Raw genomic sequence first — 14,363 nt, 5'->3', positions numbered from 1 at the left:
GCCCTTTATTGTACGCATGGATGGCGGGTGGTCTCAACCGCAATGCCGCCCGAGCGGTTAAACGGACGGGGAATCGGGTGATGACACTGGCTTACCGACGATCATTTGGCAATCGGCGGGGCAGCGGTGATGATGTCATAGCAGGGTTCATAACGGCTGCCCGGCAGCTTCATCCGTTGCTGCTCCACAAATTGTTTCAGCAATTTGTCCATGCGTTTCATCAGTGACAGGTCACCGTTAATCTGGAACCGGCCTTTGCGCTCAATTTCCCGGATCCCTTCTTCCTTGACGTTACCAGCAACGATACCGGAGAACGCCCGACGCAGGTTCGCGGCCAGATGCTCCGGACGTTGGTTCATGTGCAGATCCAGGCTGGCCATGGATTCATGGGTCGGCTCAAACGGCAGCTGGAATTCCGGTGGAATGGCCAGTGACCAGTTGTAACCGTAGGCATCGCCGGTGGCCAGACGGTGCTCTTTGATGATCGGCATAGCCGATTTCATTACTCGGGCAACCCTGGCCGGATCATCAATAATGATCTGGTAGTGCTTGGTTGCGGCTTCGCCCAGCGTGTCACGGACGAAACTGTCCAGGGTTCGGAAGTAGGCCTCACTTTCCTTCGGCCCGGTCAGTACAACCGGGAAAGGCTGATCCGCATTGGCCGGTTCCATCAGGATCCCCAGGATGTAGAGCAGCTCTTCCGCTGTACCCGCCCCGCCGGGGAAGATCACGATCCCGTGGCCGAGCCGGACAAAGGCCTCCAGACGTTTCTCGATATCTGGCATGATCACCAGTTCGTTCACAATCGGGTTTGGCGGCTCGGCGGCGATGATCGACGGCTCGGTCAGACCGATAAAGCGGCTGTTTCGGTAGCGCTGTTTGGCGTGGCCGATGGCAGCGCCTTTCATCGGGCCTTCCATTGCACCCGGGCCGCAGCCGGTACAGATATTCAGCTCGCGCAGCCCCAGTTCACTGCCGACTTCCCGGGTGTACTGATATTCCACTGGGTTGATGGAGTGCCCGCCCCAGCACACAACGATGTTCGGGTCTTCACCTGAGCGAATGGTTTTGGCGTTCCGCAGTACGCTGAACACAAAGTTCGTAATGTGCGGTGAGCTGGTCAGGTTCAGATCGCGTCGTTGCTGGATGTGTACGTTCACATACACGATGTCACGCAGTACCGAAAACATATGTTCCTGGATACCGCGAATAATTTTCCCGTCGACAAATGCATGTTCCGGCGGGTTGGTCAGTTCGAGCTTGATGCCGCGCTCACGTCGCATGACGTTCACATCAAACGATTTATGTTTTTCCAGCAGCTCTTTCGAGTTATCGGTGTGGCTGCCGGAGTTTAGTACGGCCAGCGAGCAGTTACGGTACAGGCGATAGATATCGCTGGAGGCGGTCGCTTTCAGCAGGTCGACTTCGTGTTGTGACAGCAGGTCCATGGTACCTACTGGGTTGATATGTGTGATCATGGTTACCTCCCTGGTCATGATGAGGCGGCGGTCATCACAATTAATTCATTGTAGGAAGAAAGGGTGAAGACTGCCGGAAGAAAGCAGATGGCTTACCGGAGGGTACGGACATTCTGTTTCCAAGGGATCAGTCGTGTTGTGTGCCTGACGTGCAGGGGTAATTAAGTGACTGATATATAAACAACCATACACAGTGTTGCCCGATTTTGCCAGAAATGACAAGCAGGATGCTGATTTAGCAGAAGAAAAATGTCAGGCAATCCACAAGATCCGGTTATTTCCGGCACTGCGGGCACTGATTAGGGCTTTTTCTGTCCGCTCGATAATATCCGGCGGCGTATCATTGGCCTCAAACAGCGTCGCGCCAATTGATACGCTGATGGTGACGTTTTTGTCCCGGAAGCGGAAGGGAAGCTTGACGATCGCTTCACGTATGCAACCCAACCGTTTATTGCGGGTTTCTTCGTCGGTTTCCGGCAGGATCAGCATGAAAGCGTCATCGGAAAAACGGGCGATGAAATCCGTCGGCGACAGTTGCTGGCGGATGGCGCGGGCGATGATTTTCAGGATCTTGTCACCGGCAGCATGGCCGAAGGAGGTGTTGATCTTCTTGAATTCATCAATGTCGACCAGCGCGACGCACAGCGGGTGCTGATTGCGCAGCCAGCGCTGGTATTCGTGGTTCAGCCGGTCGTGGAAAGCTGCCCGGTTGTACACCCGGGTCAGGTTATCCAGGAACATGCGCTGTTCCTGATCCTGCAGGCGTTTCCGGTAATCCTGGGTTTGCTCGTACAGGCTGATGATCTTGGATTCGTTGTAGTGCAGTTGCTCTAGCAGTGCCTGCTCCCGTTTTTCCAGAGCCCGGTTACGTTCCGCCAGAATCAGCAGTTCCTTGGTCATAGCCGTCAGCTCCGGCCGCCAGCTGTCCAGACTCTGCCGTTCTTTCAGGCCGGTACGGATCTGTTGGGCGAGATCGGCCAGCTCCGTGGTCATGCCGCTGCGGTGCTCGTATATGGTCTGGCTTTGCTCTGCGCTCTGCTGGGTGGTTTTTTGCAGGGTGGCCAGCTCGCCGTGAACATTGTCGAGGAACTGTTGCGACGCACGACGTTCCTGATGGGTGCCATCAAGCACTAGCCGTAGGATATCCAAGACAATTTCCAGCAGGGCAGATGGAGTCACGCCAGTCAGCAGACGATTGCGGATGGTTTGTAGCTTGTCACCGGTTTCACCGTCGAAGTCCAGTTCAGTGATCAGATGCTGAAGGTCATGCGTGAGTTTGAGCTGAACATCCAAATCCACCGCCGTCTGGCTGGCATCTGACTCCTGAGTTGACAGCAGCTTAACGGCGCGTTCATAAAACGCCAGCAGGCGATAGACTTGCTGGTGGGTCTGGCTAAGGGATTCTCCCGGTTGCGACAGCGCCTGGGTCAGTTCCCGTTTGAGCTGGGCCGGCAGGCTGTGCATCTGATGCAGAACTTCACTGCTGCGACTGATATGGCGGCTGAGATCCTGGTTTTCGCGCTCGGCAAAATTGGCCAGGCGGGAAACCAGACGCTCAACCACGGCCAGGCGCGGTAAAATTTTGCTGATGTCCTGATTTTGCTCGAGTTCCTGACGCAGCGCGATGAGCTTCTGATCCAGCTCGTGATCCAGCCCGCGACAGGCGGCGGAGAGGCGGCTGATCAAACGTTTTAATATGACAATTTCCCGGCGTGATTTTAAAGCAGCATCCCGGTAGGAGAGTTGAGCTTGGTCTAAACGTAGCTTTAATTTACTCACTTCAGAAGCTACGGCATTCAAATCAGTCACGGTGGTCGTCACATTGTACTCAATGTCAAACTCATTGCTTATCATGGGGTTAATTGTGGTCAAGCAAGTATCATGCTAGCAAATCCACTTTTCACTGCCATGATTTATCGGCCATTGCGCTGGAAAATTCACACCCTTAACTGACATTTTTGTCAGAAACGTGATCATCATTCCAGCATATTTCGTGCCGGGATGAAGATTGCACTTTTACCAGCCCATTATCAATACCTTGGATGCACGCCCGGCGAATATTATCGCTGGCAAAACTGGCGGCCGGTGCGGCGTTGATGGCACTGAGGTGAACCCACTGGCTGCCGGACTCCAGTTTGCTCAGTTCGCGCGCGGCATTGGTGGCCATCAGCAGGATATCCAGCAGCTCATGATCGTTGATTGCGGTGTAGGCGCGGGGCAGGAACGGGTACTCCGCCATACCGATGCGTACCCGGTTATCAATGTGTCGTTGCTCGACAAACCGGTCAACCAGTTCTTGCAGGGAATTGGCCAGTTGCTCCGGTGCTGAGTCCAGGCGTGAATTGGGCTCGATGTAGAGGAACATGGCATCGGAGAAGTGGTACAGCCTGGCAGGTTCACACACCTGTTTTTTAAGGTATTCGCCGAACTGACGTTCCAGCTCCAGTCCCTGTTGGTAGCCGTGCTTGAGGTAGATATGCTTGAGGAAAGGCACCTCAAACAGGGCAAAGCGCAGGCGGTCACTCAGCGGTTCGCTGATGATTTCCCCCAAGTGCCACTGTTCGAAGTTGGCACTGCTTTGCTGCAGCGAATTCGGCAGCTTAACGGTTAACATCCGCAGATTCCGCAGCCCGCTGCGGGGATGGGTGTAAAACTCGGTACGCAGCCGCATCAGCCGTGAGGTCAGCAGTTTCGCCGTGCGGTGACGGCGCAGCAGGATAATGATGGTAATAGCCAGCACTGACAGCAGAAACACGGTCACTTTCTGTTGTTTGTACAGGGCTTTCTCACTATCAAACTTCTGGCGTTCCAGCTCTTCGAGGTGCAGCGCCCGCTCAAGCATGCGTTGCTGCTGCTTGAAGACTTCCACGTTGCTTTCAACCTGAGCCAGCTGCTTGGTGCTGAACAGCTGTTCGTAGCGGCGCTGGCTGAGCAGGGCATTGTAGTAGTCTTTTTTCTGTTCAAAGGCCTGTGACAACAGCTGTTCGCCTTCCATTTGCAGCTCACGGTTGCCCAGACGGCTGGCGGCGATCAGGCCGTTTTGCAGGGTGGAAATGGCATTGTCTGTTTTGCCTTCGGCCAGCTCCAGCCGCCCCTGCAGCAGCTGGGCATCAGTCAGGATGCTGTCGTTGCCGCTTTGGGTCGCCATCAGACGGGCATGGTGCAGGTATTGCTCTGCCTTCGGGTAGTTGTACAACTGCAGGTAAACCCGAGCGATACTCAGGCGCAGCTGCGCCGAGCGCACTTCATGCTTGAGCTGGTTTTCCTGATCCAGTGCGTTGAAATAGTGCACCAGCGCCAGATTGTAGCGCCCTTGCTGCTCGTAGATGTCGGCAATCAGCCCCAGGGTTTGTGCCAACGGCAGGGTACGCTGGTAGTGTTCAAAGAAGTCTCCGGCCTGAGTTGCGTGTTCGAGCGCTTTGTCGAACACCTTACGTTGTTCAAACAGGGTGGCCAGTTCGTAGTTCGCCATCGCGATCTGCGGTTTGTCGTCGAGCTCCACAGCCAGCCAGTAACCGCTCAGCAGGCGATCCAGCGCCAGCTCGTAATGGTCATGCTCAAGGTAGTGTCTGCCGACGACCAGCTGGTAGTGGATCTGCTCGGGTTTATCATCCAGCTCGGTCAGAAAGCGTTTGGCTTTCAAAAAGCGCTTTTCGGCTTCGGTTTCCAGTCCGGTGTGAGATTCGATCACCGCGCGCTGCATCAGCGAGTCGTACTGCAGCCGTTTGATCTGGCTGTCCATCATCAGGTGGCGGCTATCTGTCAGCTGTTGATCAATGGCGTCGAGTGTCTTGAGCGCCAGAGTACTGTTTTTCAGGTTTTCCCAGAAAATTCGGGCGTGGATCAGCTGGCTTTCCAGGCTGCTGAACGTCAGGGCGTGCTCGTTGGCCAGCGCTTCCGCGGCTTTGATGGTTTGCATCGCCGCATCGATCTGGTTGAGCAGGGAGTAGGCCTGCGCTTTGATTTGCAGGGCATTGACGGTACTCAGCGGGGTGCGAATCGTGTGATCGGTTTCATCATTGATGTGTACGCGCGAGGTTTCTTTGGGCGTACTGAGACGGCGCTGGGCAAGATAGCGGTCGGTGATCTCAAGGGATTGCTCCGGGCTCAGCGGCAGCAAATCGTTGGCCTCCGCCAGTAATGGCGTAGTGAAGATTTTGGCCTGTGCACCCAGAGATGTGACGCAGAGAAACAGGTAAGGAATCAGCCAACGGCGAGGAAACATACTTTCAGAAACCCAGTGAAACAGTTCACTCCATATTAATGGCTTAGCATAGCAAGTCCAGCAAACTCTTCGAGTTTGCCGGACTTATCGCCGATCTCACCGCTTATTGGCGAGCCATGCGGAAGTTGTCGCTTGGGGTTTTGCCCATGTTGGTGCGATATGGATTGATATCCAGTCCACCACGGCGGGTGTAGCGAGCATAAACCGTCAGCAGCTCTGGCTGGCAGTATTTCATGATGTCGGTGAAGATGCGCTCAACGCACTGCTCGTGGAATTCATTGTGGTTACGGAAGGACACAATGTAGCGCAGCAGCTTTTCACGGTTGATTTGCTTACCTTTGTAAGAAATACGCACGCTGCCCCAGTCCGGCTGGCTGGTGATCAGGCAGTTGGACTTCAGCAGGTGGCTGTGCAGCTCTTCTGTCACGATTTCGCCCTCGGCTGCTCCTTCCAGATACGCCGGGTTAAAGTCGAAGCTGTCGATTTCGATATCCTGCTCATCGATGCACTGGCCGCTGAAGTTGACGATTTGCTGATCATCAAAATCAGTCAGTGGCTGAATGGTGACATCAACATCAGCCCCGGCACAGTTGCTCAGGTCTTGCTGAAGCTGATCTGCCACTCGCTGCCAGCTCTCGAAGCGCGTCTGGTTAAAGCTGTTCAGATACAGCTTGAAAGATTTGGATTCAATCAGATTCGGGCTGGAGGCCGGCAGGCGAACTTCACCGATAGCGACTTGTGGCAGCCCTTTGCTGTTCAGCCAGGACAGCTCGTAAAGCGTCCAGATATCGTAGCCGGTAAACGGCAGGCTGTCGCCAAGGGCCAGGTCATCACGGTTCAGGCTACGCGGTACCGGTTGCAACAGGCTTGGGTCATACTGATCTTTATATTCCGTCGTTTTACCTAGGGTCAAACCGGCTAATTCTTTTGCGTCTTGATATTTGCTCATACTGTCCTGGACACACTTGGATTAGAATAGCCAAAGTTTACTGAATCTTTTGAGAGGTTGCGAATGAATCATCCGGTTGCGGAGGCGTTATCTGAGTTTTCTTCCCGGTTTTTACAAGCATGGTGTGACGCCGATCAAGGTTTTCCCCGGAGCGAGGATCTGGTCGGGCTCGCTTCACCGTGTACGCGGGCTGATGACGGCTATGAAGTATCCTGGCAACCGGTCGCGCGTCAGCCTGTAGGTGATTTGGCCGCGGTCGAAAAAGGTATCGAATTGCGTCTGCACGAAGACATTGTTGCATTTTACGGCGCGCAATTCAGCGGAGACATGGCTGCCCGTTTTTCGGCGGTCGGTGGCCCGGTCGAGTTTGATTTGCTGCAGGCCTTTAATGACGACGATGTACTGCGCCTTCAGGAAAATATTTTGGGGCATCTGGTGACACAGCGTCGCCTAAAATTGAAGCCGACGGTTTTTATTGGGGCGATGGAGGCCGAAAATCAGGTGATTTCGGTGTGTAACCTGACCGGGGAAGTGGTAGTCGAAACCTTGGGCAAAGATGAACGCGAAGTGCTGGCCTCTGACTTAACCAGTTTTTTGCGTGCACTTGAGCCGGTAGTAAAGGCAGGTTGATCGATGTACGTAGTAGAGCTGCAGTTTGAATGTTTCGATAACACGACCGTGTCTGCGGTCGATATGGCTATCAATGGCCTGATGGATGCCCTGCGCTACAATGGTCAGGTATTGGGGCGGGAGTTTCCGATTGTGATGGATGACGGCATTTTTAAAGTGCGCGCCGTGTGTCCGGAGCAGGACAGTATGCATTCGAATTTCCACAGTCCGCAGGTCAAAGCCAGCCTGAACCGCCTCAGTCAGGCCAGTTTGCTGGCCCCGAAAGTGAAATTGCTGGGGCGCGATCTCAATTCCGAAGCTGCTGCAGAGAATTTCACGCCGTCATGGCAGGTGATTTACACCACATATGTTCATACCTGTTCGCCACTGCGCTGTGGCGAGACACTGATGCCGATCCCGCTGTACCGGCTACCGGACGCCACGCTCAACGGTGACCATAAAGCCGTGGTGAAATGGCAGACCGAATGGCAGGCCTGTGATGAACTGCAAATGGCCGGCGGGTGTAAAGCGGAGCATGCGGCCTTGCATGAGATTCGTGATGCTGACAGCGATCTGTTCCGGCGCGGCTGGGATATTCGCGGGCGTATTGAATTCATGACAAAGATCCCGACCTATTACTATCAGTACCGGGTGGGAGGAGTCAGCCTCGAAAGCGAGCTGAGCCGCCGGTGTCCGAAATGCGATGGCGAATGGCGTCAGGCTGAGCCACTGCATGGTATCTTCCTGTTTAAATGTGATGACTGCCGGATTGTTTCAAATCTGTCGTGGGATTTTCAGTAGCGCCGTTCGGGCAAAAGAAGCCAAAAGAAAAGCGCGGTTAACCGCGCTTTTCCAGTTTTTCCAGTCGGGCTGTCAGTTCAGCCACTTGTTGTTCCAGTTGGCTGATGCGAGCATCAGCACTTTGCGGTGCCGCGAGCTTTTCAATTTTCGGCACCCGCGCGCTGGTTTTCCAGCTTTGCAGGGCCTTGATGATCAATGGCATGGGCAGTGGGTCTGCCAGCCGGGCTTTGATCAATGCGACCGAGGGCTCTTTCCCTTCCTGAATCAGGCTATCAATGACGTTTGTCAGCGTCTGCGTGATGTTCTCTGACATTGTGTATCCTTTCTGTGTAGCCTTAGCTCTGTAGTGTATTGTTCAGTACGGTGATGCTCTGTGCTGGCTTGGACCGTGTTAGCGGCTATTGTCGCTGATTTCGTGTCAGCTGCCCAGCTTCATTCCGGAAGGCGTTATCCAGAGAGAAGGTCTTTTTGATAAGGGGCTGTTCAGCGATTTCAGTTCTGAGTGAGGCAATTGGCGGTAAACACTCCACATAGGCGAACCCCCCCGCCAATGCCTTTTAGTTCAGGGCTATTTGCGCAGCATGGCATCAAGCTGGTCGATGACTTCACACCAGTCGGCATCCTGTTCATAGGATTCGCGCAGGAATTTTTGTTGCGACGGCTCCCAGAACCGGGCCTCCGTTAATTGTTCATGCTGCTCCAGACAGTGCTCCTCGAGAAAGTTATCGATGTATTCTTTAGAATTATTCAGCCCTAACTGGCTGAAAAGCGAAGCGAGGTTATGTTCAAACGTTTCCATTGTATACTCCATGGCAAAAATGCGACGGGCGCAAAGAATGGTTGAAAGGCGTCATCCACTAAGTATAGAGAAAATTGATTTTGGGTGAGGTCAGGAGACATCGATTTCCATTTTGTCGATTCACTTTGTAAGAGATCTCTCACAAGCGTGTGGGAAATATGGTTAAAATCGCAGGTAAATCTCCCTTTAAATGAAGTTAAGTATTTGATTTTTATTGTTTTAACCTGTCTCATTCTGATGGTGCGATATATCGATGTAAAAAAGTGAGTCATCGATCACTGGTTTTGGCCAGTGAAAAACGTAATCTTACTGGTGTCGGAAGGAACTGACGGAACGGAACAGGAACATAGCCAAGGATTTGGGTAGTCTCAGGATGAGGCCGGTGTGCCAGGAAGGTATATCGAACAGGGACTGTGAAGGGAATGCCGAGGAACGGCAAAACAGTAAACAGGATGTTTGCTGGTCAGGACGACGAAAAGGACCCCTTCAGGAAGAAGGTATGGACCCCTCCAGGATGGATGTTGAGAGTCAGGACAGGATGAACTGACGGGTCAGGAAGGCCACAGGACAACTTCAGGATGAAGTCAAAAGGACAATGCTGACGGATACAGCAGTCAAAGGAATGATGCAGGGAGCACCTTAGTAGCGGGAATGCTGCAAGTAAGACCTAAGGGCGCAACGCAAGTTGCGCCCGTTCTTTTTTCTGGCCCCTGAACCTGTAGGCAAGGTTACTTCTTACTCGCCAAATCTGCCTTTCGGGCACAAATTGCGTGGCGTTTATACCTGATACGAGTCCCCCGTTTTCTTCTTCACTTTTTCTCTGTGTCAGTCTCTTCAATCCGTTTCCCAGAACGCGGCTCTTGCCATCGTTTTCGGAATATTCAGGTTTTCGGAATATTCAGTTACATTCTCGCATTGATTAATCAGCAATATTCTAACTTTCTGTTTTGCCTTGTATTTACGGGGCTGAAATCGATTACTGTTTTTTCCCGATGCTTTGTGAGAGATCGCTTACAAGCGTGTAAGACTAAATCCGTTTATAACGCAGTGAAATGCGATGCATAATTTATCTTTTCCTTAATTTACAGAGTCTTGCGTTTTAATGGTGTTTTGAAGAGCCAAACAGCGTCAGCGAACGGAATCACGTTATCTTGTTCCGGTTTGGAATCGGCGTAATATGGGCCTTGTCGACAGGGACACGACGCAGGAATTCAGAAAATCGGTAGGACGCCGAAATCTCAGGATGAGGTGTAGTTGACTGGAGGTCAGCTACCCAGGAAGGTTGGACAGGGTAAGGAAACCTTAAAGCAGGCAGGATGTCTGCTGGTCAGGATGACAAAGGACAGTTTCAGGAAGAGACAGGGACCCCGAAGGAATCGGGCTAAGGAAGTGCTCCGGGACGGAGTCGGACCTCTCAGGATGAGTTATCAGGAACTCCTTCAGGATGAAGGGAAAGGACACCTCCAGGACGGATTGAGAGCGTGAGTTCAGGATGAACTGACAGGTCAGGGAACCACCGAAGGACAGTCCAGGACGGGACTTAGGGATTGCTGCAATAGGGATATTGTATAACAAGGATGACAGCAGGGAGCCATCAAGTAGCCGGATGCTGCATGTAAGACCTAAGGGCGCAACGTAAGTTGCGCCCGTTCTTTATTTGGGGGTAAAAACACCCGAGCTAATTTCCCCTTCCTTTATATTTCATCTGCTTATCGCTAGCCTTGGCACTCCACCTCCGATTCACCCCGGGCCTTTGTGAGAGATCTCTTACAAACCTGTAAGATATTACGCGTTTTTAACCTGGCCATTAGCCTAGGTCTTTAGTTTAAAGTGTTGAATTTAAAGTGTTTTTGCTTTTGTTTGGTGCAAATTTCATGCATTGAGACGAAAATTTCTGTCCGAGTATGCTCCCAATCCGATGGGGAAATCGTATTCTTAGGGTGTCGGAAGGAACTGACGGAACGGAATAGGAACATAGCCAAGGATTTGGGCAGTCTCAGGATGAGACCGGTGTGCCAGGAAGGTATATCGAACAGGGACTGTGAAGGGAATGCCGAGGAACGGCAAGACAGTAAACAGGATGTTTGCTGGTCAGGATGACGAAAAGGACCCCTTCAGGAAGAAGGTATGGACCCCTCCAGGATGGATGTTGAGAGTCAGGACAGGATGAACTGACGGGTCAGGAAGGCCACAGGACAACTTCAGGATGAAGTCAAAAGGACAATGCTGACGGATACAGCAGTCAAAGGAATGATGCAGGGAGCACTTTCGTAGCGGGAATGCTGCAAGTAAGACCTAAGGGCGCAACGCAAGTTGCGCCCGTTCTTTTTTGGGCACCGTAAAAGTTTGCTTGCCTGCTTACGGTACTTGCACTTTTCGGTGTGCTACCTTTTCTCACAAACCAGCCAAACCAGCCAAACCAGCCACAAAACAATGTCACAGTCAGAACTGCCTGCTATCTGGTAAATGATTGAGGTGAAAGCGTCGGCGACGCCTCAGCCCATACTGAATCTCATGCTCAAACATATGTGGCGTGATTTTCGCGTTGCCATGGTGGGGCATGCTGACAAGCGCCGCACGCCATTGACGTTTGTGGCGCTTGTGTATCAGGAGTTTATGTGGCGGTGAAGGAGCGATGGGAGCGTTAGCCGGGCATTCGGTGCGGCGGAACATGAAACTGCACCGGTCGGAACCCTTTCATGACCACATAGCCCTGATAGGCATCTTCTCCGCTGGCTGAGAATTCGAATAAATAAACGGTGTGCCAGTGCCATAGCCCCTGAGAATCGCGCAACTTGTGGCTGCCACTGGCAACGGTCAGTAACTGCAGACCTAAATGTTCACAGCGTTGGTGAATGAAAGTCTGAGCCAGCTCAGCCTGACGACGTTGTTGCCAGAACAGAAAGCCCGCCACGGCCAGCAGCAGTATTCCCAATAAATTATCCATGTTTTATTTCCTGTCGACATCCTTGATGTTGCCTGTCCATCTATGTGTATTTTCGCCAGCCTGACGACGTGATGTGTCAGGCCGGCAAACTGCACCGTGGTGTCGGCAAGCCGCTCTCACGGGTAGGCTAAAAGAGGAGAACCGTCTGGCGATTCAGTCTTCTCCCCGGGCGTGTTGCTGCAGTTTGGTGATGGCTTCAATCAGCGCCGTATTTGCCGGACTGTGCAGCAGTTGCAGCATGATTCCGCGTAGGTTCGGTAGCATCACCAAATCGGCAAAGAGCTGATTAAACAACGTCTGATCTTCGGTTTCGGCCAGACGCAGCAGGAACAGCCCAGCCAGTTCACTGTCCGTCAGTCCTTGCCAGCAGCGACCAGCAATTGCCACCAGGATTTCCGGATGGCTCAATGCTGACTGCGCCAGCAGATCACGCAATGCCTGACTCAGGGTTGCGGTATCGGCACCGGACAATGCCCGGATCAAGGCTGAAATCAGGAACAAATCCGGGGTGTCGACAGCGGCTTCTTCATCGAGGCGCTCTTTCAGGCGTGTCGCCAGGGCTTCCGGCAGAGTGCAGTGCTCAAGGCAACCCAGCAGGGCGTAGAGCGGAGTCAGCGGCAGGTTGTTGACTGCCTTACGCAGCTGAGTGGCGTTGTTTTCCTGCTTCATCCGGGCACAAACATCGGCCAGTCCCTGCAGGCCTACGCCCTGCCATTTATCCCAGCCTAAATCGCCGGTCAGGTAGTGCTGGGCGTGCTCATAATAGTGACTGGCAGGAAGATGCAGGAGTTCACGTAACTGGGCGTGGAAGATCGCCATCTTGTCGTCGTTAGGTTTGAAGGTGTACGGGTTTGCCGCCAGCTTTTCCTGCTCTTCTTCGGTTGGGGTCGTGTTCAGTGTCGCCCCCATGGCTTCAATCACGTACTTGATAAAGTCACCGACCGCTGCTTGCTTGAGCAGGCCACGCTCATCCAGTGGCAGACGAAGGAACCAGATCCAGGGTGGGTTCCCTGGCTGCCAGAAGGAAATAGAAAGGTGGGCGTGCTGTTTCAGCGGCCATGGATACGGCTGACGGTTTTCCTCAACAGCCTTGAAGTGTTCAATGTCGATTTCACACACACGGCGGCCGAGGTCGAAAATTTTATACTGGCAACCGGCGTTATCTAACAGTTGGGTAAGGTGATGAAATTTATCCATGGTCAGGTTCTGTGCTCCTCAATCAGAAGCGGGAGTATAGCACGTTCACCACGCTCGGCGATGGGCGGGGCGACAGTCTGAAGCGGTTGCCGTCTTCATTTCCTGCTTCCCTGACTGGGGCCATGTCACACTTGGGTGTCCTTGGGCAAGATGGTATCCTTCGCCGCCAGACTTATTGGCCGGGCCTGATCGGGCTTGGTATCAGAGAGATGAGGGTATGACAGACATGCACCAGCAATGTCGGCTGCTGCTTGAGCAGCTTGAAGCAACCATGAAATCGGAAGGGATGTGGGAAACCATACCGCCCAGCTCGTCTGCGTTGCAAAGTACAGAGCCGTTTGCGGTCGATACCCTGCATTGCACGCAGTGGCTGCAATGGATTTTTATTCCGCGTCTGCTCTGGATCCTGGCAGAGAACATGCCGCTGCCAGCCGCCATGGCGATTTCCCCTTACGTTGAGGAATCAATGAAAGGACTGGCTGGGCAGCCGGCGATTTTGTCGGTGACCCGCCAGCTGGATGAACTGTTTAAGAAGTGAGTGCTATGGAACTTGAAATCCTGTATCGCGACGAATACCTGGTCGCTGTCAATAAACCCGCCGGAATGCTGGTTCACCGTTCCTGGCTGGATCGCCATGAAACGCGGTTTGTGATGCAGACTTTGCGCGATCAGATTGGTCAACATGTGTTTCCCCTGCATCGCCTCGATCGCCCGACGTCGGGTGTTTTGCTGTTTGCGCTCTCAAGCGAGATGGCCGCACAAATGATGCCGAAGTTTGCCGGACGCGACATAAAGAAAACTTACCATGCGGTTGTCCGGGGCTGGATTCAGGAAGCCGCAGTGCTGGATTATCCGCTCAAGGAGGAACTGGATAAAATTGCTGACAAGCAGGCTAACCAAGATAAAGAGGCGCAGGAAGCTGTCACTGCGTACGCCCCTTTGGCTCACGTTCAGACTGACATTGCGATCGGCCGTTATCCGACCAGCCGTTACACGCTGGTGGAAATGAAGCCGGAAACGGGGCGTAAGCATCAGCTGCGTCGTCACATGCATCATCTCAGCCACCATATTATCGGGGACGTGAATCACGGTGATGGCCGTCATAACCGTAGTTTCCGGGATAACTATGACTGCTACCGCCTGATGCTGCATGCTTCGCGATTGCAGTTGCTGCACCCGGTCAGTGGCGAGATGCTGGATATCCGGGCCGAGGTGGATGCGCCCTGGCGCCGGGTCATGGCTGCTTTTGGGTGGGCGGAATCCCTGATGGAAGGCGCATAATCAGATAAAAGTTGCACCAATTCCGTCTGCCAGCCACAGTTATGTTATCGTGGATTCATGGATTTTCTGTCGCAAAG

Annotated in this window: 12 protein-coding genes; 4 read left to right on the top strand and 8 right to left on the bottom strand. The window is 53.1% G+C overall.

The window, feature by feature from the left end; translation table 11 throughout:
* Nucleotides 1-101: 101 nt before the first annotated feature.
* The 4 genes from ppnN to queF all read right to left on the bottom strand — a co-directional run bounded on the left by ppnN (nt 102) and on the right by queF (nt 6,652).
* Nucleotides 102-1,478, bottom strand: coding sequence for a nucleotide 5'-monophosphate nucleosidase PpnN (gene ppnN, locus C9I92_RS23880; protein WP_047883197.1), 1,377 nt, complete (start codon nt 1,476-1,478; stop codon nt 102-104).
* Nucleotides 1,479-1,730: 252 nt separating this feature from the next.
* Nucleotides 1,731-3,350: a sensor domain-containing diguanylate cyclase gene (locus C9I92_RS23875; protein WP_242551848.1), complete on the bottom strand. Its 1,620-nt coding sequence runs from the start codon at nt 3,348-3,350 to the stop codon at nt 1,731-1,733.
* A 73-nt stretch (nt 3,351-3,423) separates the two neighbouring features.
* Nucleotides 3,424-5,703, bottom strand: coding sequence for a tetratricopeptide repeat-containing diguanylate cyclase (locus C9I92_RS23870; RefSeq protein ID WP_047883196.1), 2,280 nt, complete (start codon nt 5,701-5,703; stop codon nt 3,424-3,426).
* 103 nt (nt 5,704-5,806) lie between these two features.
* Nucleotides 5,807-6,652, bottom strand: coding sequence for an NADPH-dependent 7-cyano-7-deazaguanine reductase QueF (queF, locus tag C9I92_RS23865; RefSeq protein ID WP_047883195.1), 846 nt, complete (start codon nt 6,650-6,652; stop codon nt 5,807-5,809).
* A 63-nt stretch (nt 6,653-6,715) separates the two neighbouring features.
* On the opposite strand from queF, the gene syd reads away from it, so the two are divergent.
* Both syd and C9I92_RS23855 read left to right on the top strand, forming a co-directional pair.
* Nucleotides 6,716-7,282 carry a SecY-interacting protein gene (gene syd / locus C9I92_RS23860; protein WP_047883194.1) on the top strand — a complete coding sequence of 189 codons (567 nt, stop codon included), beginning with the start codon at nt 6,716-6,718 and terminating at the stop codon, nt 7,280-7,282.
* Between the two features lie 3 nt (nt 7,283-7,285).
* On the top strand, nt 7,286-8,062 hold the full coding sequence (locus tag C9I92_RS23855) for a Zn-ribbon-containing protein (RefSeq protein WP_047883193.1): 777 nt from the start codon (nt 7,286-7,288) through the stop codon (nt 8,060-8,062).
* A 37-nt stretch (nt 8,063-8,099) separates the two neighbouring features.
* Here the strand turns inward: C9I92_RS23855 and C9I92_RS23850 are convergent, their stop codons facing one another.
* From C9I92_RS23850 to C9I92_RS23830, 4 genes are all read right to left on the bottom strand, one after another.
* A complete protein-coding gene (locus tag C9I92_RS23850; protein WP_047883192.1) occupies nt 8,100-8,375 on the bottom strand; it encodes a hypothetical protein in 276 nt (91 codons plus the stop codon).
* A 255-nt stretch (nt 8,376-8,630) separates the two neighbouring features.
* Nucleotides 8,631-8,861: a DUF2789 domain-containing protein gene (locus tag C9I92_RS23845; protein ID WP_047883191.1), complete on the bottom strand. Its 231-nt coding sequence runs from the start codon at nt 8,859-8,861 to the stop codon at nt 8,631-8,633.
* 2,644 nt (nt 8,862-11,505) lie between these two features.
* Nucleotides 11,506-11,808 (bottom strand): DUF3301 domain-containing protein, encoded by a 303-nt coding sequence (locus C9I92_RS23835; protein WP_047883189.1) that lies wholly within the window; start codon nt 11,806-11,808, stop codon nt 11,506-11,508.
* 153 nt (nt 11,809-11,961) lie between these two features.
* Entirely contained in the window at nt 11,962-13,011 is a 1,050-nt protein-coding gene (locus C9I92_RS23830; protein ID WP_084712415.1) for a DUF3549 family protein, read from the bottom strand.
* Nucleotides 13,012-13,222: 211 nt separating this feature from the next.
* On the opposite strand from C9I92_RS23830, the gene C9I92_RS23820 reads away from it, so the two are divergent.
* Nucleotides 13,223-13,543 carry a YqcC family protein gene (locus C9I92_RS23820; RefSeq protein WP_047883186.1) on the top strand — a complete coding sequence of 107 codons (321 nt, stop codon included), beginning with the start codon at nt 13,223-13,225 and terminating at the stop codon, nt 13,541-13,543.
* A gap of 5 nt (nt 13,544-13,548) precedes the next feature.
* Complete coding sequence (gene truC / locus C9I92_RS23815) at nt 13,549-14,286, top strand: tRNA pseudouridine(65) synthase TruC (RefSeq protein WP_047883185.1); 738 nt, start codon at nt 13,549-13,551, stop codon at nt 14,284-14,286.
* Nucleotides 14,287-14,363: the final 77 nt, after the last annotated feature.

Source organism: Photobacterium ganghwense (genome assembly GCF_003025595.1).
In the GTDB taxonomy this organism is placed as follows: Bacteria; Pseudomonadota; Gammaproteobacteria; order Enterobacterales; family Vibrionaceae; genus Photobacterium; species Photobacterium ganghwense.
Note: the sequence above shows the minus strand (reverse complement) of the source record. Positions and strands in the feature narration are given on the sequence as shown.

What these genes read in the sequence shown, in the direction of transcription:
- C9I92_RS23870 (WP_047883196.1), bottom strand. Translation starts at nt 5,703, where the DNA reads ATGTTTCCTCGCCGTTGGCTGATTCCTTACCTGTTTCTCTGCGTCACA.
- C9I92_RS23820 (WP_047883186.1), top strand. Translation starts at nt 13,223, where the DNA reads ATGACAGACATGCACCAGCAATGTCGGCTGCTGCTTGAGCAGCTTGAA.
- C9I92_RS23845 (WP_047883191.1), bottom strand. Translation starts at nt 8,861, where the DNA reads ATGGAAACGTTTGAACATAACCTCGCTTCGCTTTTCAGCCAGTTAGGG.
- C9I92_RS23835 (WP_047883189.1), bottom strand. Translation starts at nt 11,808, where the DNA reads ATGGATAATTTATTGGGAATACTGCTGCTGGCCGTGGCGGGCTTTCTG.
- C9I92_RS23850 (WP_047883192.1), bottom strand. Translation starts at nt 8,375, where the DNA reads ATGTCAGAGAACATCACGCAGACGCTGACAAACGTCATTGATAGCCTG.
- ppnN (WP_047883197.1), bottom strand. Translation starts at nt 1,478, where the DNA reads ATGATCACACATATCAACCCAGTAGGTACCATGGACCTGCTGTCACAA.
- syd (WP_047883194.1), top strand. Translation starts at nt 6,716, where the DNA reads ATGAATCATCCGGTTGCGGAGGCGTTATCTGAGTTTTCTTCCCGGTTT.
- C9I92_RS23855 (WP_047883193.1), top strand. Translation starts at nt 7,286, where the DNA reads ATGTACGTAGTAGAGCTGCAGTTTGAATGTTTCGATAACACGACCGTG.
- truC (WP_047883185.1), top strand. Translation starts at nt 13,549, where the DNA reads ATGGAACTTGAAATCCTGTATCGCGACGAATACCTGGTCGCTGTCAAT.
- queF (WP_047883195.1), bottom strand. Translation starts at nt 6,652, where the DNA reads ATGAGCAAATATCAAGACGCAAAAGAATTAGCCGGTTTGACCCTAGGT.